This is a genomic window from Leucobacter sp. UCD-THU (genome assembly GCF_000349545.1).
Lineage (GTDB): Bacteria > Actinomycetota > Actinomycetes > Actinomycetales > Microbacteriaceae > Leucobacter > Leucobacter muris.
On sequence record NZ_KB714605.1, the window covers coordinates 252,563 to 276,809 of the forward strand.

General features: G+C 74.0%; 23 protein-coding genes. 9 read left to right on the top strand and 14 right to left on the bottom strand.

The annotated features are described in order from the left end of the window. The first annotated feature begins 15 nt into the window (after positions 1 to 15). Positions 16 to 699: a lysophospholipid acyltransferase family protein gene (locus tag H490_RS30625; protein WP_017885356.1), complete on the top strand. Its 684-nt coding sequence runs from the start codon at positions 16 to 18 to the stop codon at positions 697 to 699. Between the two features lie 37 nt (positions 700 to 736). Here the strand turns inward: H490_RS30625 and H490_RS30630 are convergent, their stop codons facing one another. Beyond that, positions 737 to 1,699, bottom strand: coding sequence for an Lrp/AsnC family transcriptional regulator (locus tag H490_RS30630; RefSeq protein ID WP_069187489.1), 963 nt, complete (start codon positions 1,697 to 1,699; stop codon positions 737 to 739). Between the two features lie 195 nt (positions 1,700 to 1,894). Between H490_RS30630 and H490_RS30635 the strand changes: the two genes are divergently transcribed. The 4 genes from H490_RS30635 (at position 1,895) to H490_RS30650 (ending at position 7,846) form a co-directional block, all read left to right on the top strand. Continuing rightward, a complete protein-coding gene (locus H490_RS30635) occupies positions 1,895 to 3,565 on the top strand; it encodes an amidohydrolase (protein WP_017885359.1) in 1,671 nt (556 codons plus the stop codon). 91 nt (positions 3,566 to 3,656) lie between these two features. Continuing rightward, positions 3,657 to 5,018 (top strand): MFS transporter, encoded by a 1,362-nt coding sequence (locus H490_RS30640; RefSeq protein ID WP_031290382.1) that lies wholly within the window; start codon positions 3,657 to 3,659, stop codon positions 5,016 to 5,018. 144 nt (positions 5,019 to 5,162) lie between these two features. After that, positions 5,163 to 6,806, top strand: coding sequence for a thiamine pyrophosphate-dependent enzyme (locus H490_RS30645; protein WP_041205883.1), 1,644 nt, complete (start codon positions 5,163 to 5,165; stop codon positions 6,804 to 6,806). Beyond that, complete coding sequence (locus H490_RS30650) at positions 6,803 to 7,846, top strand: C-terminal binding protein (protein WP_017885363.1); 1,044 nt, start codon at positions 6,803 to 6,805, stop codon at positions 7,844 to 7,846. The genes H490_RS30645 and H490_RS30650 overlap by 4 nt, the downstream gene beginning before the upstream one ends. A gap of 252 nt (positions 7,847 to 8,098) precedes the next feature. On the opposite strand, the gene H490_RS30655 is transcribed toward H490_RS30650, so the two are convergent. Next, positions 8,099 to 8,923 (bottom strand): HNH endonuclease family protein, encoded by an 825-nt coding sequence (locus H490_RS30655; RefSeq protein WP_017885365.1) that lies wholly within the window; start codon positions 8,921 to 8,923, stop codon positions 8,099 to 8,101. Positions 8,924 to 8,997: 74 nt separating this feature from the next. Continuing rightward, positions 8,998 to 10,521 (bottom strand): SulP family inorganic anion transporter, encoded by a 1,524-nt coding sequence (locus tag H490_RS30660; protein WP_017885366.1) that lies wholly within the window; start codon positions 10,519 to 10,521, stop codon positions 8,998 to 9,000. Between the two features lie 176 nt (positions 10,522 to 10,697). On the opposite strand from H490_RS30660, the gene H490_RS30665 reads away from it, so the two are divergent. Together H490_RS30665 and H490_RS30670 are read left to right on the top strand one after the other, a co-directional pair. Further along, on the top strand, positions 10,698 to 11,288 hold the full coding sequence (locus H490_RS30665; RefSeq protein ID WP_017885367.1) for a TetR/AcrR family transcriptional regulator: 591 nt from the start codon (positions 10,698 to 10,700) through the stop codon (positions 11,286 to 11,288). Continuing rightward, positions 11,285 to 12,226 (top strand): DMT family transporter, encoded by a 942-nt coding sequence (locus tag H490_RS30670; RefSeq protein WP_017885368.1) that lies wholly within the window; start codon positions 11,285 to 11,287, stop codon positions 12,224 to 12,226. Before H490_RS30665 ends, H490_RS30670 begins: the two co-directional genes overlap by 4 nt. A 10-nt stretch (positions 12,227 to 12,236) precedes the next feature. Here H490_RS30670 and H490_RS30675 read toward each other — a convergent pair whose 3' ends face one another. From H490_RS30675 to H490_RS30690, 4 genes are read right to left on the bottom strand one after another with little or no spacing between them, the layout of a single operon-like run. After that, positions 12,237 to 12,737, bottom strand: coding sequence for a MogA/MoaB family molybdenum cofactor biosynthesis protein (locus tag H490_RS30675; RefSeq protein WP_017885369.1), 501 nt, complete (start codon positions 12,735 to 12,737; stop codon positions 12,237 to 12,239). After that, positions 12,734 to 13,237 (bottom strand): cyclic pyranopterin monophosphate synthase MoaC, encoded by a 504-nt coding sequence (gene moaC / locus H490_RS30680; protein ID WP_017885370.1) that lies wholly within the window; start codon positions 13,235 to 13,237, stop codon positions 12,734 to 12,736. Before moaC ends, H490_RS30675 begins: the two co-directional genes overlap by 4 nt. Further along, positions 13,230 to 14,585: a gephyrin-like molybdotransferase Glp gene (glp, locus tag H490_RS30685; protein ID WP_193743423.1), complete on the bottom strand. Its 1,356-nt coding sequence runs from the start codon at positions 14,583 to 14,585 to the stop codon at positions 13,230 to 13,232. The genes moaC and glp overlap by 8 nt, the downstream gene beginning before the upstream one ends. Positions 14,586 to 14,596: 11 nt before the next feature. Continuing rightward, complete coding sequence (locus H490_RS30690; RefSeq protein ID WP_017885372.1) at positions 14,597 to 14,845, bottom strand: MoaD/ThiS family protein; 249 nt, start codon at positions 14,843 to 14,845, stop codon at positions 14,597 to 14,599. 52 nt (positions 14,846 to 14,897) lie between these two features. Here H490_RS30690 and H490_RS30695 point away from each other — a divergent pair, with 52 nt between their 5' ends. Both H490_RS30695 and H490_RS30700 read left to right on the top strand, forming a co-directional pair. Beyond that, entirely contained in the window at positions 14,898 to 16,064 is a 1,167-nt protein-coding gene (locus H490_RS30695) for a ThiF family adenylyltransferase (RefSeq protein WP_031290393.1), read from the top strand. After that, positions 16,057 to 16,470, top strand: a complete 414-nt coding sequence (locus tag H490_RS30700; RefSeq protein ID WP_017885374.1) for a molybdenum cofactor biosynthesis protein MoaE — start codon at positions 16,057 to 16,059, stop codon at positions 16,468 to 16,470. The genes H490_RS30695 and H490_RS30700 overlap by 8 nt, the downstream gene beginning before the upstream one ends. A 79-nt stretch (positions 16,471 to 16,549) precedes the next feature. Here the strand turns inward: H490_RS30700 and H490_RS30705 are convergent, their stop codons facing one another. From H490_RS30705 to selB, 7 genes are all read right to left on the bottom strand, one after another. Next, positions 16,550 to 17,665 carry a cysteine desulfurase family protein gene (locus H490_RS30705; RefSeq protein WP_017885375.1) on the bottom strand — a complete coding sequence of 372 codons (1,116 nt, stop codon included), beginning with the start codon at positions 17,663 to 17,665 and terminating at the stop codon, positions 16,550 to 16,552. A gap of 169 nt (positions 17,666 to 17,834) precedes the next feature. Then, positions 17,835 to 18,914, bottom strand: coding sequence for a GTP 3',8-cyclase MoaA (gene moaA / locus H490_RS30710; protein WP_017885376.1), 1,080 nt, complete (start codon positions 18,912 to 18,914; stop codon positions 17,835 to 17,837). A gap of 131 nt (positions 18,915 to 19,045) precedes the next feature. Beyond that, on the bottom strand, positions 19,046 to 20,206 hold the full coding sequence (locus H490_RS30715; RefSeq protein WP_017885377.1) for a sulfate/molybdate ABC transporter ATP-binding protein: 1,161 nt from the start codon (positions 20,204 to 20,206) through the stop codon (positions 19,046 to 19,048). After that, positions 20,203 to 20,988: an ABC transporter permease gene (locus tag H490_RS30720; RefSeq protein WP_017885378.1), complete on the bottom strand. Its 786-nt coding sequence runs from the start codon at positions 20,986 to 20,988 to the stop codon at positions 20,203 to 20,205. Before H490_RS30720 ends, H490_RS30715 begins: the two co-directional genes overlap by 4 nt. Positions 20,989 to 21,054: 66 nt before the next feature. Continuing rightward, positions 21,055 to 21,885 carry a molybdate ABC transporter substrate-binding protein gene (gene modA, locus H490_RS30725; protein WP_017885379.1) on the bottom strand — a complete coding sequence of 277 codons (831 nt, stop codon included), beginning with the start codon at positions 21,883 to 21,885 and terminating at the stop codon, positions 21,055 to 21,057. Beyond that, positions 21,882 to 22,289: a TOBE domain-containing protein gene (locus H490_RS30730; RefSeq protein WP_017885380.1), complete on the bottom strand. Its 408-nt coding sequence runs from the start codon at positions 22,287 to 22,289 to the stop codon at positions 21,882 to 21,884. Before H490_RS30730 ends, modA begins: the two co-directional genes overlap by 4 nt. Positions 22,290 to 22,405: 116 nt before the next feature. After that, positions 22,406 to 24,247 carry a selenocysteine-specific translation elongation factor gene (selB, locus tag H490_RS30735; protein WP_017885381.1) on the bottom strand — a complete coding sequence of 614 codons (1,842 nt, stop codon included), beginning with the start codon at positions 24,245 to 24,247 and terminating at the stop codon, positions 22,406 to 22,408.

Consider the following 24,247-nt stretch of genomic DNA (forward strand, 5'->3'; position numbering starts at 1 on the left):
GGATAGGGTCGAGGGGTGAGTTCGTCGATCGTCGCGGCCGCGCGGCCCGGCCCAGTGTTCTTCATCGGTCGCGCCGTGCTGCGACCGCTGCTGCGCCTGCGCTTCCGACCCCGCGTCTCGGGTCGCGCGCACGTGCCCGCGGCTGGCCCCGTGCTGCTCGCCAGCAACCACCTCTCGGGGCTCGACACGATCCTCATCCCGTCGTTCTCGCCGCGCAAGGTGCAGTTCCTCGCGAAGGCGTCGCTCTTCGAGTCGCGCATCGGGGGCTGGTTCTTCCGGCAGATCGGCGCGATCCCCGTGCACCGCGAGGCCTCGTCGGCCGCGCAGAGCGCGCTCGACGCGGGCCGCGAGGTGCTCGCAGCGGGCAACGTGTTCGCGGTGTTCCCCGAGGGCAGCCGCTCCCGCGACGGCCGGCTCTACCGCGGCCGGGCGGGCGCGGCGTGGCTCGCGCTCGAGACGGGGGCGGCCGTGGTGCCCGTGGGGCTTGTCGGCACGAACCGCGCGCTGCGCAACCCCGAGACCGGCAGGCCCGACCGCGTCGAGGTGCGCTTCGGGGCCCCGGTCCCGCTCGACGACCTCGCGGGGCTGCCCGCCGGGCGGGCGAGGCGGGAGGCGACCGAGCGCATCATGGCGGCGATCCACGCGCTCACCGGCCAGCAGCTCGCCGACGACCACGCGTCGGGCGGACGCGGCGCCTGACGTCGGCGCAGTCCTCCCCTGGTCGTGAAGCGGCGGGTCAGCCGGGGTCCGCGGCCTCGAGCTCAGACGGGGCGGGGCGCGCCCTGCGGTTTCGGTCGAGGCGGTCGAGGCTCCACTCGTAGCGCTCCAGCCAGACGAACGCGTGCACCCAGGTCTCGACGAGGCGCACCCCGGGGTGGGCGCGGATCATGCGCACGATGTCGGTGTAATCGGCGAGCGAGCGCGCCGCGATCGTCGCGATGAGGCCGTAGCGGCCGAGGGTGCGCGCCGCGAACTCGATGGTCGGGATGCCGAGCAGCAGCTCTTCGGCCGAGGCCGCAGCATTCGGATCGCCCCCGAGCACGATGCCCACTCCCGAGAGCACCGAGCTCGTCGCGCTGCGGCGGCTGCGCACCGCGCCGATCCGCATGACGCCCGATCCGAGCAGTCGCAGCACGCGCGCGCGGCACGCCGAGGCGGACCGGCCGGTGCGGCGCGCGAGCTCCCCGAACGTGAGCCTGCCGTCGAGCTGGAGCTCGGCGATGAGCGCGATGTCGAAGTCGTCGAAGGCGAGGTCGGTCATCTCGGGGTCCTCGCCGAGCCGCAGCCGGCGCAGCACGCGGTCGTAGAGCGAGAACTGCATGTCGAGCACGCCGTCGATCGCCTGAATCTCGCGCAGGGAGCGGGCGACGTCGTCGCGGTCGGCCGCCCAGACCTCGACGACCGCCTGCGTCTGACCGCTGATCTCCGACAGGAAGACGACGTTGGTGAGCTCGCGGATGCGCTCGAATACGGGCGGGGTCGGCCCGCTGATGCGCAGCTGCAAGTTCGCCTGGACGGGAAGCCCGACGACCCGCGGGTGCACCGCCGCGAGGATGCGGATCTCGCCCGACGCGAGCAGGTCGTGCACGCGCTGCGAGACGACGGTGCGGTGCACCCCGAGCTGCTCGGCGAGCGCGGAGAACTGCGCTCGCCCGTCGAGCTGCAGGGCTCGGATCAGGTCTTCATCGAACTCGTCCACGCTCCGATCCTGCCAGATCACCGCGGGCGATTCCACCAGATCATCACCGACATCGGGCTCATCTGAGCTTCTCCACGAGAAAATGGCGACCTTGATCGACATATCATCCGCTCTCGCGATTTCAACGATTTTTCTGCTGTCGCGGCCGTTCGAAAGTGCGTACTCTCGTAACGATTCGAGACGAAGGAGTTCACCGTGCGCAAGCTCGCGTTCACCCAGGCCCCGACCCCCGCCGCGCCGAAGATCGTCACGGCCGAGCGCATCGACGCGCTCGACGAGGCCGGCAGCACCCCCGAGGCGTTCCTCGTGATCGGCGACCGCTTCGCGCACGTCGGCTCCGTCGACGAGTGCCGCGCTGCCGCCGCCGAGGTGAGCGCGCTCGCACCCAAACTCGTCGACCTCGGCGACGCGACGGTCGTGCCCGGCTTCATCGACGCCCACGCGCACCCCCTCATGCTCGGCCAGATGATGAGCTGGGTCGACTGCGGGCCCGACCAGGCCGGATCGATCCCCGAGATCGTCGCGCTGCTGCGCGACGCAGCGCGGACGCTGCCCCCCGGCCGCCCGATCCGCGGCTACGGCTACGAGCAGCGCAACCTCGCCGAGCGCCGCCACCCCACCCGCTTCGAGCTCGACGAGGTCGCCACCGACCGCGAGGTCTACCTGATGAACGCGTCGGGCCACGGCGGCGTCGTCAACAGCTACACCTTCGAGCTGCACGGCGTGACGCGCGACACCCCCAACCCGAAGGGCGGCGAGTTCTTCCGCGACGCCGACGGCGAGCTCACGGGCGAGCTCTCCGACGCCGCCTGCAACGTGCTCACCGGCCTCGAGGGCGTGAAGATCGGCCACCACGGCCCCAACTTCCATCTCGCCGACGAGCCCGAGGAGCACAAGCGCCAGCTCGCCGCGGCCCAGCAAAACTTCCTCGAGGGCGGTGTCACGACGATCGGCGACGCCCAGGTGAGCCGACGCGAGTTCGACATGTACCTGCGGCTCGCCGAGTCCGGCGACCTCAAGGTGCGCGTGAGCATGTACCTGCTCTCGCACCTGCTCGACGAGGCCATCGAGATGGGCCTGCACGGCCAGTTCGGCAACGAGCACCTCAGCTTCGCCGGCATCAAGTTCTACTCCGACGGCACGCTCGGCGGCTGGACCGCCTACTTCCCCGACGGCTACGTGGGCGACCCCTGCCGCACCGGCCAGCTGTACCACGAGCCCGCCGACTACGCCGAACTCATCAGGAAGGCGCACCGGGTCGGCCTGCAGACCGCCACGCACTCCCAGTCGCCGACCGCGCTCGAGATGGTGATCGGGGCGATCGAGGCGGCGCTCGAGGATCGCCCCGATCCCGACGCCCGCCACCGCATCGAGCACTGCGGCCTGCCCACCCCCGAGCAGATCGCCCGCATGGCGAAGGCCGGCATACACCCCGTCAACCAGCCGCAGCACCACTACAACTGGGGCGAGGGCGTCGAGCAGGCCGTCGGCACCCCCGGCGAGCGCTTCAACCCCCTCGGCGAGTTCGAGCGCGCTGGGGTGCCGGTCACCATCTCGTCCGACGCCCCCGTCGCCGATCCCCGCCCGATGGAGGCCGTGCAGGCCGCCGTCTCCCGCATCACTCGACGCGGCACGCAGCTCGGCCCCGACGACCTCGCCGTCTCGCTCGACACGGCGCTGCGCGCCCACACCATCTCGGCGGCCCGCGCCCTGGGCCGCGAGGACGAGCTCGGCAGCATCGAGGCCGGCAAGCGCGCCGACTTCGCCGTGCTCGACCGCGATCCGCACATGACCCCCGTCTCGGAGCTCGCCCGGATCGGCGTGACCGAGACCTGGGTCGGCGGCGAGCGCGTCTTCGCCCGCTGATCCTCCCCGGGGCGGGTGCGACCGCATCCGCCCCTCCCTTCCCCGCCAACCCCGCATCCACCCCCTGTCGGCATCCAGCAAAGGAGCTCACATGTCCACATCAACGGCCGCCGCGCCGAACTCCCACAGGCGCGCGCTGAGAGGCGGCATGGCCGCCCTCGTCGGCACCTCGATCGAGTGGTACGACTTCTACGTCTACGCGACCGCGGCGGCGATCATCTTCCCGCACGTGTTCTTCCCCGAGGCCGACCCGGCGCTCGCGACACTCGCCTCCTTCGGCACCTACGCCGTGGCCTTCTTCATGCGGCCGATCGGCGGCATCATCTTCGGTCACGTCGGCGACAAGCTCGGCCGCAAGCCCGCCCTCACCATCACCCTGATCCTCATGGGCGTCGCCACGACCCTCGTCGGTGTGCTGCCCGGCTACGCGACCATCGGCATCTGGGGCCCGATCCTGCTCATCCTGTGCCGCATGGCCCAGGGCCTCGCCGTCGGCGGCGAGTGGGGCGGCGCGAGCCTCATGGCCGTCGAGAGCGCACCCGCCAAGTGGAAGACGTTCTACGGCGGCTTCACGCAGGTGGGCAACCCCCTCGGCGCCATGATGGCCACCGGCGCGTTCTGGGCCCTCTCTGCGCTGGGCGAGGACGCGCTGCTGAGCTGGGGGTGGCGCGTGCCGTTCCTCTTCAGCATCGTGCTCATCGGCGTCGGCTTCTGGGTGCGCTACCGCGTCGAGGAGACCCCCGTGTTCGAGGCGAAGATCGAGGGGCAGGAGCAGTCGACGCCGCTGCTGTTCGCGCTCAAGAACAACTGGCTGCCGATCCTGCTCGGCTTCTGCATCATCGCGATGTCGTCGGGCGGCTACGTGATCGCCACGACCTTCGTGCAGAACTACGCCGACACCCCCGAGATCGGCCTCGACCCGTCCATCATCCTCGGCGCCATGACGATCGCCTCGCTCGTCGAGCTCATCGTGACGCTGCCGATCGCGGCGCTCGGCGACAAGATCGGGCCGAAGGCCGTCATGTACCTCGGCATCATCCCGTCGTTCCTCGTCATCATCCCGCTGGTGATGTCGATCCAGGCGAAGAACGTGGCGCTGATCTGGCTGTTCGTGATCCTGATCCGCGTCACGCTGAGCGGCGCCTGGGCGCCCCTCTCGACCCTCATGGCGCAGATGTTCCGCCCCCAGTCGCGCTACACCTCGATGTCGCTCTCCTACGGCATCGGCGCCGCGGTCTGGGGCGGCCTCTCACCCGCGATCGCCTCCACCCTGCTCATCGTGACCGACGGCAACTTCTGGTCGGTCGTCGGGTTCTTCGGCGTGCTCGCGCTCGCGGCGTTCATCGGCGTGCGCTTCGCACCGCAGCACTCCGACGCGGCCCCGGTCACCGGCTCCTTCACACCGCGTCTCGACACCACCGCGATCGACACGCGGGACCCCGAGACCCGCTGACCGCGGCTCCCCCCGGGGCTCCCCCACCCGCACCACCCGCCTCACCCCGCATCACCCCGGCCGAGAGGTGGATTTCGCCGCAGCATCTGACGATCCCGCGGCAGAATCCGCCTCTCGGCGCACACCACGAACTCGAGGAGCAGCATGGAAACCACACCCAAGCGCACGACCGGCTGGGTCGTCATGGAAACCCTCCGCGGCTACGGCGTCGACACCGTCTTCGGCATCCCCGGCACCCACAACCTCGAGCTCTACCGACCCCTCGGCGCGCTCGGGATCCGCCCCGTCACGACCCGCCACGAGCAGGGCGCGGGCTACGGTTCCGACGGCTGGTCGCTGCAGACGGGTCTGCCGGGCGTCGTGATCACGACGAGCGGGCCGGGCCTGCTCAACGCGCTCTCGGCGGCGGGCACCGCCTACTGCGAGTCGCGCCCCATGATCATCGTCTCACCCGGCCCGGCTCTCGGCGCCGAGTTCGCCGATGTCGGCACCCTGCACGAGACCAAGGACCAGCTCGGCGCCGCCTCGGCGATCGTCGAGTGGGGCCGGCGCGTGACCTCCGCCGAGCAGGCCGTCGCGGCCGTCCACGACGCGTTCGAGCTGTTCGCCACGACGAGGCCGCGCCCCGTCTACCTCGAGATCCCCCTCGACGTGCTCGAGCGCGAGACCGAGCTGCCGGCGACGGCGACGGCGCCGCGGCCGCTCCCAGACCCGGCCCGGCCCGCCGCCGGGGACGTCGCCTCGGCCGCCGCACTGCTCGCCCGGGCCGAGCGCCCGGCGATCCTCGCGGGCGGCGGATCGCGCGGGGCAGCTGCGCAGCTGCGCGCTCTCGCCGAGCGGATCGCCGCCCCCGTGGTCACGACCCTCAACGCGAAGGGCGTGCTCGACGAGCACCACCCGCTCGCGGCCGGCTCGAACCTGCGGCTCGCCGCGGGGAGGCGGATCGCGCAGGAGGCCGACGTGCTGCTCGTCGTCGGTTCGAAGGTCGGCGAGGCCGAGCTGTGGGTGCCCCGACTCGAGGCCGGGGGCACCGTGATCCGCGTCGATCTGCTCGAATCGCAGATCGACAAGAACCAGCGCGCCGACCTGGGGATCGTGGGCGACGCCGCGACCGCGCTCACCGCGATCCTCGAGGCGCTGCCCGAGACCGAGGCCGACGCCGGTCGCGGCGACCGGGCCGCCGACCGGGTGCGCGAGAGCCTCGAGGCCGCCCGGGCCGAGTCGAGCGAGCTGTCGGCGCCCAACGCCGCGCTCGCCGAACGCATCGCCGCGGCCCTGCCGCAGCACGCGATCGTGGCGACCGACTCGTCGCAGATCGCCTACTGGGGGCTGCTCAACGCCCTGCGGGTGTCGCAGCCGAACTCGACGCCCTACATGGCCACCTACGCCACGCTCGGCTACGGCCTGCCCGCCGCCCTCGGCTCGCGCATCGCGGCCCCGCACCGCCCGGCGTTCGTGGTGACCGGCGACGGCGCGCTGATGTTCTCGATGAACGAGTTCATCACCGTGGTCGAGCAGGGCGAAGACGTCACCGTGATCGTGGTCGACAACGGCGGCTACGCCGAGATCAAGCAGAACGAGGCCGACGCGGGCATCGCGCCGGTGGGCGTCGACCTCGCCCAGCCCGACTGGGTCGCCGTCACCGACGCGTTCGGCGGCCGCGGCCGCCGCGCCGGCGGCCCGCGAGAGCTGGCGCAGGCCGTCGAGGCGGCCGTTCGCGAGGGCGGCCTGCAGCTGATCCACATCGATCAGGCCGCGTTCGATCTCTCCGAGGAGGCCGCCTCGTGAGCGCCGACGGCGGGCGGCCGATCGCCGTCTACACCGACGTCGACGACACCGACCCCTCGGCCGGCATCCGCCTGCTCGAAGAGCACGGCTTCGAGGTGCGGGTGCTCGGCACCCGCGATCCCGCCGAGATCATCGCGGGCGCGCAGGGCGCGGTCGCGCTGCTGCCGGGCTACGCCGCCGTCACCCGCGAGATCGTCGAGGCGCTGCCGTCGCTCAGGATCGTGTCGCTCATGTCGATGGGATTCGACTACGTCGATGTCGAGGCCGCGAGCGAGCGAGGCGTGTGGGTGACGAACGTGCCCGGCGCCGCGACCGAGGAGGTCGCGACCCACGCCCTCGCGATCCTGCTCAGCAGCGTGCGCCAGCTCCCGTTCTACACGGCCTCCGCGAACCCGGCCGATTGGAACGACCGGGCCCCCGCCGCGCCTCCCCGCCTCAGCGAGACCACGCTCGGCGTCATCGGTCTCGGCAAGATCGGACGCGAGCTCGTGCGGCTCGCGGCGCCCCTCTTCGGCTCGGTCGTCGGCTACGACCCGATGCTGCCGGACACTCCAGAGGTGCGCGCAGAGCTCGACGCGCTCGGAGTGCGGCGCGCGGGCCTCGAGGAGGTGCGCGCATCGTCGGACGTGCTCTCCCTCCACCTGCCGCTCACCCCGCAGACGGAGCGCATGGTCGACGCCGACTTCCTCGCGGCGATGCCGCGAGGATCCGTGCTCGTGAACGTGTCGCGGGGCGGGCTCATCGATCCCGACGCGGTCGCCGCGGCGCTCGACTCGGGGCGGCTCTCGGGGGCGGCGCTCGACGTGCTCGATCAGGAGCCGCCCGAGCCGGGTCATCCGCTGCTCGGCCGCGACGACGTGGTGCTCACCCCGCACATCGCCTACTTCTCGGCGCGCACCGAGATCGAGTACGTGAGAATCCAGGCGCAGAACGCCGTCTCGCTGCTCGAGGCGGGTGCGCCCGNCTGCTCGGCCGCGACGACGTGGTGCTCACCCCGCACATCGCCTACTTCTCGGCGCGCACCGAGATCGAGTACGTGAGAATCCAGGCGCAGAACGCCGTCTCGCTGCTCGAGGCGGGTGCGCCCGACTCGCCGGTCAACCGCCCGGCCTAGGCTGCGTCCCGCCTCGCTCCTCGACGGAGCGTCTGGCGACGGCCGGCGGCCATGGTCGCCGCCGACCGTCGCCGCCGGGGGTGCCGGTCTCCTCGGGCGCTCCCGGAGCCGCGCTGGCTCAGCCCGCGACGGATCAGCCCGCCGCGGCCCAGCCCGTCGCAGCTCAGCCAGTCGCAGCTCAGCCCGTCTCGGCTCCGGCGAGCGGCGACTCGTACGCCGGCTGACCCGGGCAGCTCGTCAGCACGCGCCGCATCGCATCGCGCTCGGCAGCCGTCACCCACAGCCCGTACGAGGCTTTCACCGAGATCTGCCGGGCGACGTATTCGCAGCGGATGCCCCGCTCGGGCGGCAGCCAGGTCGCCGCGTCGCCGTCGCCCTTGCTCGAGTTCGCCGCGCCGTCGACCGCCAGCAGGTTGAGCGGATCGTTGGCGAACACGACCCGCTGCTCTCGCGTGAGCGCCTGCGCGCCCTTCTGCCAGGCGTCGGAGAGCGCGACGACGTGGTCGATCTGCACGGCCTGGGAGGTGCGCTCGCCGCGCACGAAGTCGATGCGCGCCCCGGTGTACGGGTCGAGCAGCACCCCCGACAGCACTGTGCACGGGCCGTCGAGTCGGGCATCGGCGAGGTCGCGCTGCAGCGTGTCGTTGCGGGCGTCGCAGCCGTTGCGGTCGGGATCCTGCCACCCGCTCCCGAATCCCGTCCTGCGGTCGTAGCCGGTCTTCGGCGCGCGCCCCTTGACGGGGAGTGCGTCGAGCGCCTCGGCGGCGGTGCGCTCCGCGGCGGGCGCGGGCGCGGGAACGGGCGCACCGGCCGATCCGGGATCCGCGGCCGACGGCCCGGGATCGCCCGCGGGCGGATCAGCCGCCGCCTCGCCCGCGGCAGGATCGCCGCTCGCCCCCTCGTCGGCCTGCCGCGACGAGCCCGTGTCCGGAGCCGCGCCGCTCCCCTCGGGGGCGTCCACGCCCTGCATCGCGAGCGCGCCCGCGAGGGCGAGCGCGCACACCGCCAGCGCCGCCAGCGCGAGCGATCGCCCGCCCCTCCGGGATCCCGCCCCGCCTGCGCGGCGACCCGCGCCGCTCAGCCCTCGCCCCCGAGAGTGCCCGTGAGGCGCGCGTGGAAGTCGCTCGTGCGCGCGTTCATGCCGACCAGCTCGACCCGCTTGCCCAGTCGCTCGTACTTCGTCACGACCGCGTCGAGCGCGGCCACCGTCGATGCGTCCCAGACGTGGGCGCCCGACATGTCGATCACCACGCGCTCGGGATCGCGCCGGTACTCGAACTGCGTGGTGAGGTCGTTGCTCGACGCGAAGAACAGCTCGCCCGAGACGCGGTAGCCGGCCACCTCGGCGTCGCCCTCCCCCGTCACCTCGCGGTCGACCCGCGCGAAGTGCGCGACCCGCCGCACGAACAGCACCGACGCGACGAGCACGCCCCCGATCACGCCGATCGCGAGGTTGTGGGTGGCCACCACGAGCGCGACGGTGGACAGCATCACGAAGGTCTCGCTCTTCGGCATGCGCCGCAGGGTCGAGGGCGCCACGCTGTGCCAGTCGAAGGCCTCGATGGAGACCATGATCATCACGGCGACGAGAGCGGCCATCGGGATCATCGCGACGAGATCGCCGAGCACGACCACGAGGATCAGCAGAAAGACGCCGGCGAGAAAGGTCGAGATGCGGGTGCGCGCGCCCGACGCCTTCACGTTGATCATCGTCTGACCGATCACCGCGCAGCCGCCCATGCCGCCGAAGAGGCCGGAGAGCAGGTTGGCGACGCCCTGCGCCCAGCCCTCGCGCGTCTTGTCGGAGTGGGTGTCGGTGATCTCGTCGACGAGCTTCGCGGTCATGAGCGATTCCATGAGGCCGACGAGCGCCATCGCGAAGGCGTAGGGCGCGATGGCGGCGAGCGTGCCCCACTCGATCGGAACGCTCGGGATCACCAGCTCGGGCAGGCTGCGGGGCAGCTCGCCCTGGTCGCCGACCGTGGGCACGTTGATGGCGCAGACCACCACCACGATCGTCACGATGATCACGGAGACGAGCGGCGCCGGCACGGCCTGCGTGATCCGGGGCATGAGCAGCAGGATCAGGATGCCGCCCACCACCAGGGGGTACACGGCCCAGGGCACGCCGATCAGCTGGGGCAGCTGCGCGATGAACACGAGGATCGCGAGCGAGTTCACGAAGCCGACCATCACGCTGCGCGGGATGAACCGCATGAGCTTCGCCACGCCGAGCACGGCGAGCAGGATCTGGATCAGCCCTGCGAGCAGCACCGTCGCGATGAGGTATTCGGGCCCGTGCTCGCGCACCACGGGCGCAACGACGAGCGCCACGGCGCCGGTGGCGGCCGTGATCATCGCGGGCCGGCCGCCGAGGAAGGCGATGCTCGTCGCCATGATGAACGAGGAGAGCAGCCCCATGCGCGGATCCACGCCCGCGATCACCGAGAACGCGATGGCTTCGGGGATCAGGGCGAGCGCGACGACGATCCCGGCGAGCACCTCCCGCGTGAGCAGTCGAGGGCTGCGCAGCGCCGTGAGCACCGAGGGGTCGGGACGGTATCGGGCGCGCTCGGCGGCGTCCGTCTGGGGTGCGGTCAATTCGATTCCTTCGGGCGGATCGGGTGCGGGCGGCGCGGGCCGGCGACAAGGGCGGGTCTCGCAAGTCCTTGCGGTTGCGAGACACGCCCTAGCAGCCTAGCGACCTCGCCGGAGCGCGGGAGGATCAGCCGATCGACGAGTAGACTGATCTACCTAGTCAGTCTCGAGAGGACCGCATGAGCTCCGCACCCGAACCCCCCGTCGGCCCGCGCCGGCCGGCACGCGCCCGCCTGCTCGAGGCCGCCGCGCGACTCTTCTACGCCGACGGCATCACCGCGACCGGCATCGACACGATCACCGCCGAGGCGGGCGTCGCGAAGCAGAGCCTCTACAACAACTTCTCGTCGAAGCAGGATCTGACCCGGGCCTACCTCGGCGCGAGGCACGACGAGTGGCTCGGCCTCTACCGCGCGCGCCTCGCGCACGCGCGGACGCCGGGCGAGCGGGTGCTCGCCGTCTTCGACGCCTACCTCGACCACGCCCGAGCCGCGTACCATCGCGGCTTCCGCGGCTGCGGACTGCTGAACGCCGCCGCCGAGCTGCCCGTCGGCAACCCCGCCCGCGACGAGGTGCGGCGCCACAAGGAGGAGGTCGAGTCGATCCTCGCCCAGCATCTGCACGCCGCCGGCGCGCCCGACCCGGCCGGCACCGCGGAGCACCTCTCGTTCCTGCTCGAGGGGGCGATGAGCCGGGCAGGACTCGAGGGCGGCCCGGAGCGACTGCTGCGCGCCCGCGGCATCGCGACATCGCTGTTGGGCGCCCGGTGACCCCCGCCGGCGCCCGGAGCACCGCCCGCGGGCGCAGACTCGCTGGCATCGCCGCGATCACCGCGACCTCGCTGCTCTGGGGCACCACGGGTACGGCCGCGACCTTCGCGCCCCAGGCCGGACCGCTCGCCATCGGCGCGGCCGCGCTCGGCGTCGGCGGCCTGCTGCAGGCGGCCGTCGCGGTCCCCGCGCTGCGCGCCGCACGCGGCCGACTCCGCGACCGGCGCGGGCTCGTGGCCACGGGGGCGATCGCGGTCGCCGTCTACCCGCTGGCCTTCTACAGCTCGATGCACCTCGCGGGGGTGGCGATCGGGTCGGTCGTGTCGCTCGCCTCGGCGCCCCTCGCCTCGGGCCTGCTCGAACGGGTGGTGGAGCGCCGGCCCCTGAGCGGCTGGTGGGCGCTCGCCGCCGCGCTCGGGATCTCGGGCGCGGCGCTGCTGTGCCTGTCGAAGCTCGGGCAGCCGGCGTCGACCGCCTCATCGACCGTCACGGGCGTGCTGCTGGGCCTCATCGCGGGGGCGGCCTACGCCGCCTACTCATGGGTCGCGCACCGCCTCATCGCGAGCGGTGTGAGCAGGGCCGCCTCGATGGGGGCCGTGTTCGGGTGCGGCGGGGCGCTGCTGCTGCCCGTGCTGGCGTTCACCGGGGCGCCGCTGCTCGCCTCTCCCCAGGCCGCGCTCGTGGCGGCCTACATGGCGCTCGTGCCGATGTTCCTCGGCTATCTGCTGTTCGGCTACGGCCTCGCCCGAGTGCCGCCGAGCACGGCGACGACGGTGACGCTGACCGAGCCGGCCGTCGCCGCGATCCTGGCGGTCGCGATCGTGGGCGAGCGACTCACCGCGCTCGGCTGGATCGGCCTCGCGGTCATCGGCGCCGTGCTGATCCTGCTCGCCCTCGCGCCCGCGAACGAGGTGATCGCGCCGCAGCCGCGCCGCTGACCCGTGCCGCTCAGCGCTGCGGGTGCCGTGACTCGGGGCCCGTGCGCTGGCTCAGCAGGTGCTCGAGCACTCCCCCGAGCACGTCGAGCCCGTCCGCCACGCCGCCGGGCGAACCCGGCAGCGTGATGACGAAGGTGCCGCCCGCGAACCCGGCCACGCCGCGCGTGATGAGCGCCAGCGGCGAGGAGGCGAGGCCCCGTCGGCGGATTTCCTCGATCAGCCCGGGCACCCGCGTATCGAGCAGCGGGTCGACCGCCTCGGGCGTGCGGTCCGTGCGCGAGACCCCGGTGCCGCCGGTGACGATGACGACCGCGCACCCGGCGGCGACGGCGTCTCGCACGGCCGTCGCGACGGGCCGGCCGTCGGGCACGACGGCCGGCGCCTCGGTCTCGAAGCCGCGCGACCGCAACCACTCGGCGATCACCGGGCCGGTGCGGTCGACCGAGCGACCGGCCGCAGAGCTCGTCGACGCGACCACCACGACGGCACGGCCCGGCGGCCGCACGCTCACGAGGCCTCCCAGTCGCCGCTCTTGCCGCCGGATTTGGCGAGCACCCGGGTGCCGGTGATCTCGGCGCGCTTGTGCACCGCCTTGATCATGTCGTACAGGGTGAGGGCGGCCACGCTCGCCGCCGTCAGCGCCTCCATCTCGACGCCCGTGACGCCGCGCGTGCTCACCTCGGCCAGCACGCGCACCCGGTCTCCCTCGGCCTCGAAGTCGACGGAGACGCGGCTGATGGGCAGCGGGTGGCAGAGCGGGATCAACTCCCACGTGCGCTTCGCCGCCATGATGCCGGCCACGCGGGCGGTGCCGAGCGCCTCGCCCTTCGGCAACCGCCCCTCCATGAGCTGCTGCACGACCCCGGGGAGGGTCACGAGCACCGCCTCGGCGCGCGCGGTGCGCTTGGTGACGGCTTTGTCGCTCACGTCGACCATGTGGGCGCTGCCGTCCTCGCGCAGGTGGGTGAGCCGCGGGTCGGCGGGGTCGGGAGCGGGGCGGGCTTCAGTCATGGATCCTCCAGACGACGACGGGGGCGTTCTCGGCGAGGAAGCCGATTCCGAGCGGGATCTCCGCGATCACCTCGGCGGTGGCGAGGCCCCGCAGCAGGTGGGAGCTGGGGCCGCTGAGCACGACCCTGCCATCGGGCGCGATCGTGCCGCGGCGCAGCTGCAGCTTGCCCTCCGGCGACTCCGCGTCGTGGGCGAGCGGGCGCTGTTCGCGCGGGCGCTCCGCCGGGAGCCCGGCGTGCTCCCGCAGCGTGGGCAGCAGGAAGAGCTCGGCCGAGAGCATCGCGCTCACCGGGTTGCCGGGGAAGCAGAGCGCGGGCAGCCGCGGGCCGGCGGAAGCCGCATCGGCCCCGCCCGAGGCGTCGAGGGCGAGCATCCCGAGCCCCTGCGGCCCTCCCGGCTGCATGGCGACCTTCACGAACCGGGCCCCGAGCGGTGCGAGGGCTTCGCGCACCACTTCGAACGCGCCCGCGCTGATGCCGCCCGACGTCACGAGCAGATCGGCCCACCGCTCGTGCGCTCGCAGTGCGGCCCGCAGCGCGCCGGGGCTGTCGTCGCAGCGCACCACCCGCACCTCGGCGGCGGCGGATCGCAGCGCGGCGGCGAGCATGGGCGTGTTCGCGTCGTGGATCCGGCCGGGGGCGAGGCCTCCGGGCCCTGCCTGCGGTGTGATCTCGTCACCGGTCGAGCAGAGCAGCACCCTCGGGCGGGGCGCGACCGGCACCTCGGCGATCCCGGCGGCCGCGAGCGCGCCGATGCGGGCGGGGGCGAGCCGCACGCCGGCGGGCAGGATCTCGGCGCCCGCGCCGAGATCGGAGCCGGCGCGGCGCACGAACTCCCCCGTCGCCACCGGCGCCGCGAACGCCACCGCCCCCTGCGGCGCCCCCCGGCCGGCCCGTGCGAGCGGCGGGAACTGCGGCGGCAGCGCGCGCTCGACGGGCACGACCGCGTCGGCGCCGGCCGGGATCGGCGCCCCGGTCATCACCGGAGAGGCGGTCCCCGGGGCATGCGCGACGGGGGCGTCGCCCGCGGCGGTCGCGATCCCGATCTGCAGCTCGACCGGCGCGCCCGGGGCGGCTCCGGCGAGGTCGGCGGCGCACACCGCGTACCCGTCCATCTGCGAGTTGTCGAACGGCGGCAGGGGCATGTCCGAGACGAGCGCTCCCCCCGTCATCCGCCCGAGCAGCTCGGGATCGTCGAGCGCGACCGTCTCGGGCGCTCGGGCGCCCGCGCGCTGCAGCGCCTGCCGCAGCACGACGCGACAGGCGGCCGCGTGCTCGTCGGCGGTGCGCGCAGCCGCGCCCTCGACCCCCATCCCGTCGGAGCCGTGCCCCGGCTGCGATTCGGTCATCGTGCCGCCCGTCATCCGCCGGCGAACGGCGGCAGCACGTCGACCACGGATCCGCCGATCTCGCCGCCGTCGCGCCGCACCGTGCCGTCGACGAGGAAGGAGCCGCTGCGCAGCACCCGCCGCATCGGCGCGCCGTGGCGCTGCTCGAGCTCGGCTCGAAGCGCGTCGATCGTCGCCGCGCCGATCGGCTGCCATTCCTCCTGGTCGGCGCCCGCGGCCTCGGCCGCCGCGGCGAAGTACCGAACCGTGATGCCCGTCATGCTCTCCATCGTAGCCCGCGCCCGCCCCGCCCCCCAGATCTACAATGGCCCCATGACCCCCGCCGACCACGACCGCCCGGCTCCGCTCGTCGAACCGGGCGGTCCGCTCCCCGAGGAGCGGCTGCGCCGCGCACAGCGCCAGCTCCCGCTGCCCGGCTTCGGCGCGCCCGCTCAGGCCCGTCTGCACGCCGCCCGCGTGCTGGTCATCGGGGCGGGCGGTCTCGGCAGCGCGAGCGTGCCCTACCTCGCCGGGGCGGGGGTGGGCGTCATCGGGGTCGTCGACGACGACGAGGTCGAGCTCTCGAACCTGCACCGGCAGATCGCGCACGGCACCGCCGACCTCGGCCGCCCGAAGACCGAGTCCCTCGCCGACGCGGTCGGCAGACTCGACCCCGGCGTGCGGGTCGAGCAGCACCGCATCCGACTCGACTCCTCGAACGCGATCGAGCTGTTCGAGCGCTACGACCTGATCATCGACGGCAGCGACAACTTCGCCACCCGGTATCTCGCGAACGACGCCGCCGAGCTCACGGGCCGGCCGCTGGTCTGGGGGGCGATCCTGCAGTACCACGGGCAGGTCGGTGTGGCCTGGCACCGCCACGGGCCCGGCTACCGCGACCTCTTCCCCGCTCCCCCGCCACCCGAGGAGGTGCTGAGCTGCGGCACCGGCGGCGTGCTCCCCGGCCTCTGCGGCACGATCGGCTCCCTGCTCGCGACGGAGGCGTTGAAGCTCATCACCGGGCTGGGGGAGCCGCTCATCGGGCGGGTGCTGCTCTACGACGCGCTCGCGTCCCGGTTCCGCGAACTGCCCTACGGGCGGGATCCGCAGGCCGCCCCCGTCTCGGCGCTCGTCGACTACGAGCTCTTCTGCGCCGGGTCGGAGCCGCTGCCCGCCTCGGTCTCGGCCGAGGCCCTCGCCGCGGAGCTGAGCGGGGGCTCCCCGCCGCGGCTGGTCGACGTGCGCACGCCCGGCGAGCACGCCGCGCGCCGCATCGCGGGGTCGGCCGGGCTGCCTCTGGACGCGCTCGAGGGCTCGGAGGCGGCGCTCCCGTGGCATCCGGCGGAGGGGCCCGTCACGGTCTACTGCGAGCGGGATCCGCGCTCGATCCGCGCCGCCCGGGTACTCGCGAGCCGGGGCGTCGAGGCCCGCTACCTGCGCGGCGGGGTGGTCGCGCTCGCGGCGGTCGCACCCCAACTGCTGGAGGGCGGCGATGTCTGACCCGCTCGCCGGCCTCACCGACCGACCCATCGACGAGGCGGCGGTGCGCGCGGCCGTCGAGGCGGCCGAGTGCGGCGCGGTGGTCGTCTTCCACGGCGTGGTGCGGGATCACGACGCCGGCGAGCGAGTGCGCTCGCTCGACTACAGCTCCCATCCCGACGCCCCGCGCATTCTCGCGGCGATCCTCGCCGAGGAGCAGCGCGGTTCGGGTGTGCGGCTCGCCGCCGTGCACCGCGTGGGCGCGCTCGGCATCGGCGACGCGGCCCTCGTCGCCGCCGCGGCCTCGCCCCACCGGCGGGAGGCGTTCGAAGCGATCGAGCGGCTCGTCGAGCGCATCAAGCGCGAGGTGCCCATCTGGAAGCGTCAGCACTACGCCGACGGCGTCTCCGACTGGGTCGGCCTCTAGGGTCTGTCTCGCCCGACGGGGAAGTTGCCGGCCGACCGGCGATCTCGCGGGCCGGTCCCCCGACGCCTCCGAGGCGCGGTCAGTCGCCCCTCGCGGCCGCGATCAGGGTCGCCGCGACGGCGTCGACGTCGCTCTCGGTGGTCGCGCGGCCCAGCGAGAGGCGCAGCGCGCCGAGCGCGAGATCGGGGTCGAGCCCCATCTCGAGGAGGGTTTGCGCCGGGGTGTGCACCCCCGAGTGGCACGCGCTGCCCGTGGAGGCGCCGACCCCCGACGCGCGCTCCAGCACCTCGCCGCCGACGCGGCCCGGCATGGCGACCATGAGCGTGTTCGGCAGGCAGCCGTCGACGGGGCTGATCCGCACCAGCTGCGGCAGCCCCGCGACGAGCCGGTCCCACAGCAGCTCGCGCAGGCGGAGCTGGCGCGCCGACTCGTCGGCGAGCAGCTCTCCCGCGAGCTCGGCCGCCGCGCCGAGAGCCACGATCCCCGCCACGTTCTCGGTGCCCGGGCGGAGTCCTCGCTCCTGCCCCGCGCCGACCAGCACGGGCGCGATCTTCGTGCCGCGCCGCACGTAGAGGGCGCCGACCCCCTTCGGCGCGTAGAGCTTGTGGCCGGCGATGCTCAGCAGGTCGACTCCGAGCGCGTCGACCGAGACCGGTATCTTGCCCACGGCCTGCGCGGCGTCGGCGTGCACGACGCCGCCCGCCGCGCGCACCCGTTCGGCGACCTCGGCCACGGGTTGGATCGTGCCGACCTCGTTCTGCGCGAGGATCAGGGTGCCGAGCCCGAGCGGCGCCCCGGGCACGGCGCCCGGATCGACCCGGCCGTCGGCGTCGACGGAGAGCCGGTGCACCGCCCATCCCTCGCGCTCCAGCACGGCGATCGGCTGCGCCGTGGCCGGGTGCTCGACCACCGAGGTCAGCGCCGCACGCTGCTCGGCGAGCTGCGCCGCGCCCCTGATCGCGAGGTTGTTCGCCTCGGTGCCGCCCGACGTGAAGGTGATCTCGTCGGGGTGCGCGCCGATCAGCGCGGCGAGCTGCTCGCGGGCCGTGTCGACGGCGCCGCGCGCAGCGAGGCCCTGCGGGTTGGAGCTCGAGGGATTGCCGAAGTGATCGGTGAGGTACGGGAGCATCGCGTCGACCGCCCGCGCCGCGATCGGGGTGGTGCCGTTGTGATCGAGATAGACCTGCTGCGACATACCCGCAGTGTAGCGGGGCGAAGCGAACTCGCCACGCAGCGGTCTGAGGCGTATTCATCGGCGGTCTCCCTATCCGCAGGGCAGCGGAGAACCACCGGCGAGTCCTGAGGAGAAACTGCTGGTGAGCGAGGTCCGGCTCCCGCGCCCGACGGACGGACGGCAGTCCCGTTCAGCCGCCGATGTACGACATCTCGATGCGCGCGGGAGCGGCGGCGGGCGCGGCGCGGCCGCGCAGTTCGGAGTAGCGGTCGGCGCGCCGCGACCACACGCCCCCGAGCGCTCGCGCCACGTCGTCGTCGGACGCGCCGGAACGCAGCACCGCGCGCAGGTCGAAGCCGCTGGAGGCGAACAGGCACGTGAAGAGCTGACCCTCGGCCGAGATGCGGGCGCGCGAGCAGTCGCCGCAGAAGGCGCCGGTCACACTCGAGATCACCCCGATCTCTCCGGCGCCGTCGCGATACCTCCACCGCTTCGCAGTCTCCCCCGCAGCGGCGGGGGCGACCGGCTCGAGCGGGTGCGCCTCGTCGATGCGGCGCACCACCTCGGCCGAGGGCACCACGTCGTCGAGGCGCCAGCCGTTCGAGGCTCCCACGTCCATGTACTCGATGAAGCGCAGCGGATGACCGGTGCCGCGGAACCGCTCGGCGAGCGGCAGGATCTCGTCGTCGTTCACCCCCCGTTTGAGCACGGTGTTGATCTTCACCGGAGCGAGCCCCGCCGCGTCGGCTGCGGCGATGCCCTCGAGCACCCGCTGCACGGGGAAGCGCACGTCGTTCACGGCGCGGAACCGCTCGTCGTCGAGCGAGTCGAGCGAGACGGTGACGCGCCGCAGGCCCGCGGCCCGCAGCGCCTCCGCCTTCACGGGCAGCGCCGACCCGTTGGTGGTGAGCGCCAGGTCGAGGGGCTGCCCGTCGGGGGTGCGGATCGCGGCGAGCGCGGCGACGAGATCCTCGATGCCGCGCCGCAGCAGCGGTTCGCCGCCCGTGAGGCGCAGTTTGACGACGCCGAGGGAGGCGCCGATCCTGGCCACCCGCTCGATCTCCTCGAAGCTGAGGATCTCGGAACGGTCGAGGAACTGGTAGTCGCGGCCGAAGATCTCCTTCGGCATGCAGTAGACGCAGCGAAAGTTGCAGCGGTCGGTCACCGAGATGCGCAGATCGCGCAGGGGCCTGCCCCGGGCGTCCGAGAGCCCGATCGAGGGAAGCCGACGCGCTCCCGCGCCGCCCGATCCCCGCTCTTCCGGTCGCATCGCAGTCCTCACTCCGATCCTCACCCTAGCACCGGCGCCCGTGCGCCGAGGCGGGAGAAGGAGCGAGCGGGCCGAGCGCGGACGAGCGGCGGCGGGCGCGACGCCGAGGATCGAGCGGCGGGCCCGCCGCCTCAACCGTCCGGGAGCGGCACCGCGAAGGTCACGTCGGCCGCCCGCAGTTCGAGGCGCACCCGGGAGCCGGGGGCGATCTCGGGATCGAGCGCGCGGCTCACCGGCACCTCGGCGACGAACTCGGGCCACTCCGCGAACGCGAGGCGCACGCCCGTGCGGCTCGCGGAGAGCGCCGAGACGGTGCCGGCCCAGACGGTGCTCGACCCATCCGAGTCGCCGCGGTCGCCGGGCATCGGTGCCTCACCGGCCCGCCGCCCGTGCGAGCTCACCCGCACCGCGGTCGGGTCGAAGCTCGCGACCGCGGTGAGGCCCGGTCGCGGCAGGGGCCCGGATCCGCGGATCCGGTCGACGGGTGCTCCCTCGAGTCGCAGCGAACCGCCCGCCGAGGCGACCCCGGCCACCAGCACCCTGCCCGCGAACTCGGCCGCGAAGCCGGTCGCCGGGGCCGAGAGCACCTCCGCGACCGCGCCGCTCTGCGCGATCCGCCCGCCCTCGAGCACCAGCACGCGGTCGGCGAGCGCGATGAGATCCACCGGGTCGTGGGTGACGAGCAGCGCGGGCACCCCGAGCCTGCGGATCTCGTCGGCGACGAGACGGCGCAGATCCTGGGCGCTCGAGACGTCGAGCGCCGCGAAGGGCTCGTCGAGCAGCAGCGCCCCCGGATCGGCGGCGAGCGTGCGCGCGATCGCCACGCGCTGCTGCTGCCCGCCCGAGAGTTCGTCCTCGCGGGCGGAGCCTCGGCCTGCAAGGCCCACCCGCTCGAGCCAGTCGTGCGCGACGCGCACGGCTCGCGTGCGCGGCACCCGCTGAGAGCGCGGCCCGAAGGCGATGTTGGCGGCGGCGTCGAGGTGCGGGAAGAGCCGGGCCCGCTGATCGAGGTGGCCCACGCGCCTCGCGGATCTCGGCAGGAGCGTCGTCGGCGATCCCGGCTCCCGGCGGCTCAGCGTTCGCCCGCCCAGCTCGACGCGGCCGGCGCTCAGCGGCAGGGTGCCCGCGACCGCCCCGAGCAGCGTCGACTTGCCCGCACCGTTCGGGCCGATCACCGCGACGATCTCGCCCGGGGAGACCTCGAACCGGGCGTCGAGGCGGAAGTCGCCGCGCGCCACCTCGATCCGGCATCGCAGTGCACCCGCGATCCCGCGGCCCGAGCCGCCGCTCACAGCGCGGCTCCCGAGCCTCGGGAGCGCATGCAGACGAGCGCCACGATCGCGACGAGCACGAGCAGCAGGGAGAGGGTGAGCGCCGCATCCTGCGTGACCCCGGCGCCGTTGAACGCGGTGTAGATCGCGAGGGGCATCGTGCGGGTGGTGCCGGGCGCGTTGCCCGCGAAGAGCGCGGTCGCCCCGAACTCGCCGAGGGCTCTCGTGAAGCAGAGGATGCCGCCGGCGGTGAGGCTGGGCGCGAGCAGGGGCAGCGTCACCCGCCTGAGCACGGTCCAGGGCCGGGCGCCGAGGCTCTCGGCCACCCGCTCGTACGCGCTCCCCTGACCCCGCAGCGCGCCCTCCACCGCGATCACCAGGAACGGCAGTGCGACGAAGGTCTGCGCGATGACCACGGCGGCCGTGGTGAACGGGATGCGGATCCCGAGCCCGAAGAGCCAGTCGCCGAGCAGGCCCCCGCGCCCCAGCAGGCTCAGCAGCGCGAGGCCGCCGACGAGCGGCGGCAGCACGAGCGGCAGCGTGACGCAGGCGCGCAGCGCGGCGGCGACGGCGCCCTCGGTGCGGGCGATGACGAGCGCGAGCGGCACCCCGAGCGCGAAGCAGAGCATCGTCGCCATCGTCGCGGTGCCGAGCGACAGCCCCAGCGCGCTGAGGGTGCCCGGGGCCGAGAGTGTCTCGGGCACCGCCCGCCAGTCCACGCGCAGCAGCAGCGCAGCGAGGGGAAGCAGCAGGGTGGCCGCGCCGATCGCGGCCGGCACCAGCACCCCCGCGGGCAGCCGCACACGCCGCGCGTCCCGGTCCGCCGCGGAGCGCGGGGCCGGGCGCCGCGCAGCCCGATCGGTCACGGCTCAGCGCGCGGGGCCGAAGCCCAGGTCTGCGAGGAGCTGCTGCACGCGGTCGGTGAGCAGGAACTCGGAGAAGGCGGCAGCCGCTTCGGGGGCGTCGGATCCCTCGATCGGCACCGCCAGGTAGTCGCCGGCGGCGTCCGAGGCGTCCTGGATCTCGATGCCGTCGACCTCGCCCTCGGCGCGCAGGATGTCGGAGAGGTAGACGAGCCCGGCGTCGGCCTCGCCCTCGCGCACCTTGGTGAGCACCGCCGTCACGTTCTGCTCCTCGCTCGCCGGCGCGAGCTCGACCCCGTCGCGCTCGAGCAGCGCGCGCGACGCATTGCCGCAGGGCACCTCCGCCGCGCAGATCACGGTGACCGGGGCGCCGGCGCCCGCTCGGGCCAGGTCGGCGAGCGTCTCGATGCCCAGCGGGTTGCCCGGCGCCACGGCGATCGCGAGCTCGCTCGTGGCGAAGGCCGTGGGCTCGCCGTCGTTCCGCGCCTCTGAGGTGATCTTCTCCATGTTCGGCGCGTCGGCCGACGCGAACACGTCGACCGGGGCGCCGCTCAGGATCTGCGTGGCGAGCACCGAGGAGCCGTCGTACGAGAACTCGATCGACACGTCGGGGTGCTCGTCGACGAACCAGTCGCCGATCTGTTCGAAGGCGGGCTCGAGCGAGGCCGCGGCGTAGACGGTGAGGTCGCCGCCGATCTGCGATGCGGGCGCCGGGTCGGGAGTGCTCGCGGGCCCCGACGGCTGGCCCGAGCCGCAGCCCGCGAGCGCGGCGGCGAGGCCCGCGGCGAGTGCGAGCGCGCCGATGCGGGTCGCGTCTCTGAGCGTCTTGGGATTCATGCCGCATCCTTCCGAGGGGTCTCGATGATCACGTTGGTGGCCTTCACGATCGCCGTGGCGCGCGAACCGACCTCGAGGCCGAGCTCGTCGACGGCCTCCCGAGTCATGATCGACACGAGGCGGTGCGGCCCGCACTGCGCCTCGACGACGGCGACCACGCCGTCGGCGTCGACCCGCGTCACGATGCCGGTGAAACTGTTTCGGGCGCTGCGCAGCACCGGGCCGTCGTCGCCGGTGACCGGTGCGAGCTGCTTCGCCCGCCCGGCGAGCGAGGCGCCCTCGATCACCTGCACTCCGGCCTCGTCGACGCTCGATTCGAGCAGCCCCTGCGTCACCCAGCGGCGGATCGTGTCATCGCTGACGCCGATCAGACGCGCTGCCTCCCGGATCCGATAGTGCGACATGCCCCGATCCTACATCCGCACTTCCGCAGGCGCGGATTCCGAGCCCGGTTCGCGCACGCGGCAGCGGGCGGAAATCGCCCGCAGAACCGCACACGAGGCTGCCTCTCGCGCCGCCGCTACCGCACCACGATCCGGTTCACCCCGTCGATGCGCCGCGTCCACCCTCGCGCATCGAGGTGCTCGAGCAGCGGGATCGCGACCCGACGCGTGGTGTCGAGCGCGCGCCTCGCCCCGCTCGTGGTGAAGGGCTGCTCGAGCGACGCGAGCCGGCGCATCGCCTCGGCGGGGGCGGTGGGCAGCAGCACGATCCCGTCGCGCAGCCGCAGCAGCCGACCGGCGCGCTCCGCCGCGGCCAGCTCGCGTGCGCCGAGCCGCAGCCGCGAGAGGTCGTCGGCCTCGGGCGCCGCGAACGGGTGCTCGCGCAGCCGTCGCTCGAGCTGCGCCACCCCGGCCTCCGCCGCACCGAGGTCCACGCCCGTGCCGGGCGGTCTGAGCACCCCCGACCGCGATTCGAGCCCCGCCCGGCGCACCGCGAGCGGCAGCAGCGAAGCGTGCGGCAGCGGCGGATCGGCGCGCAGCAGCGCGTCGGCGGCGGCGCCCTCCGCGAGGCCGGGCGTCAGCGGATCCGCGCGCAGCTTCTCGGCCACCGCCTCGCGCAGCAGGCTCGCCCAGCGGTCGAGCGTGGGCGGATGCACCCACCAGGCGCCCGCGCGACCGACCGCCGAGAGCCCCTCCGGCACCGCCTCGAGCCCCGTCAGACCGAGTCGGCGCAGCTGCTCGACCGGCATCGCGCCGCGTCGCTCCACCTCGGCGAGGGCGTCCCCCGTGTCGGGGCGCGCGGCGAGCACGGCGGCCCGGCGGGCGCCGTCGCCCCGCCGCGTGAGCGCGGGCGGATCCGCGTCGAGCACCAGCGCCCCCGCGAACACGAAGCGGCTGCCGGGGTTGCGCAGCACGAGTCGGTCTCCGAGCTGCAGCGGCAGCGGCCGCTGCAGAGCGAGCCTCGCGTGATCGTCGCCGAACGGCCGCAGGCGAACGGGCACCGCCGCGGTGCCGATGTGCGCCACGAGCTGCTGCGGCGCATCGGCGAAGCCGGCCCCCGTGGTGCGCCGCACGTCGACCGCGTCGACGATCGGCCACGCGTCCGGCGTGACGAGGGCGTCTCCGCGGTGCGCGGCGTCGGCGGCGACGTCGCGCAGGTTCACGGCGACCCGCGCGTGGGGCGTCACCGCGGTCGCCGCCTCGTTCCGGCTGTGCAGCCCCCGCACGGCCGTCGGGTGCGCTCCCCCGTCGCCGATCAGCTGCAGGCGGTCCTCCTGGCGCAGCGTGCCCGCCGTCAGGCTGCCCGTCACCACGGTGCCCGCCCCCCTGATGGTGAAGGAGCGGTCGACCCAGAGCCGCACACGGGCCCCGGCATCGGGCTCGGGCACGGCCGCGAGCACGTCGTCGAGCCGCTCCACGACCTCGCCGAGACCGGTGCTCGGCGCCGCGCCACCCGACTCGTCGAAGCCGGCGGGCAGCGCCGAGACCACCACCGGTGCGCGCTCGAGCGGGGTGCCCGCCAGCGCGATCCGGGTCTGCTCGATCGTCTCGGCGACCCGGTCCGGCGCGCGATCCGCGCGCGTGATCACCACGAGGCCGTGCTCGATGCCGAGCGCCGCCACCGCGTCGCGATGATCCGACGACTGCGCCTGCCAGCCCTTGTCCGCCGCGACCACGAAGCACACCGCGGGGGCGGGGCCGACACCCGCGAGCATGTTCGCGAGGAACCGCTCGTGGCCGGGCACGTCGACGAAGGCGACCTCGCGGCCGGAGGGCAGCCGCGTCCACGCGAAGCCGAGGTCGATCGTCAGGCCGCGCCGCCGCTCCTCGGCGAGCCGGTCCGGCTCCATCCCGGTGAGGGCGCGCACGAGGGTCGACTTGCCGTGATCGACGTGGCCGGCGGTGGCGACGACGTACAT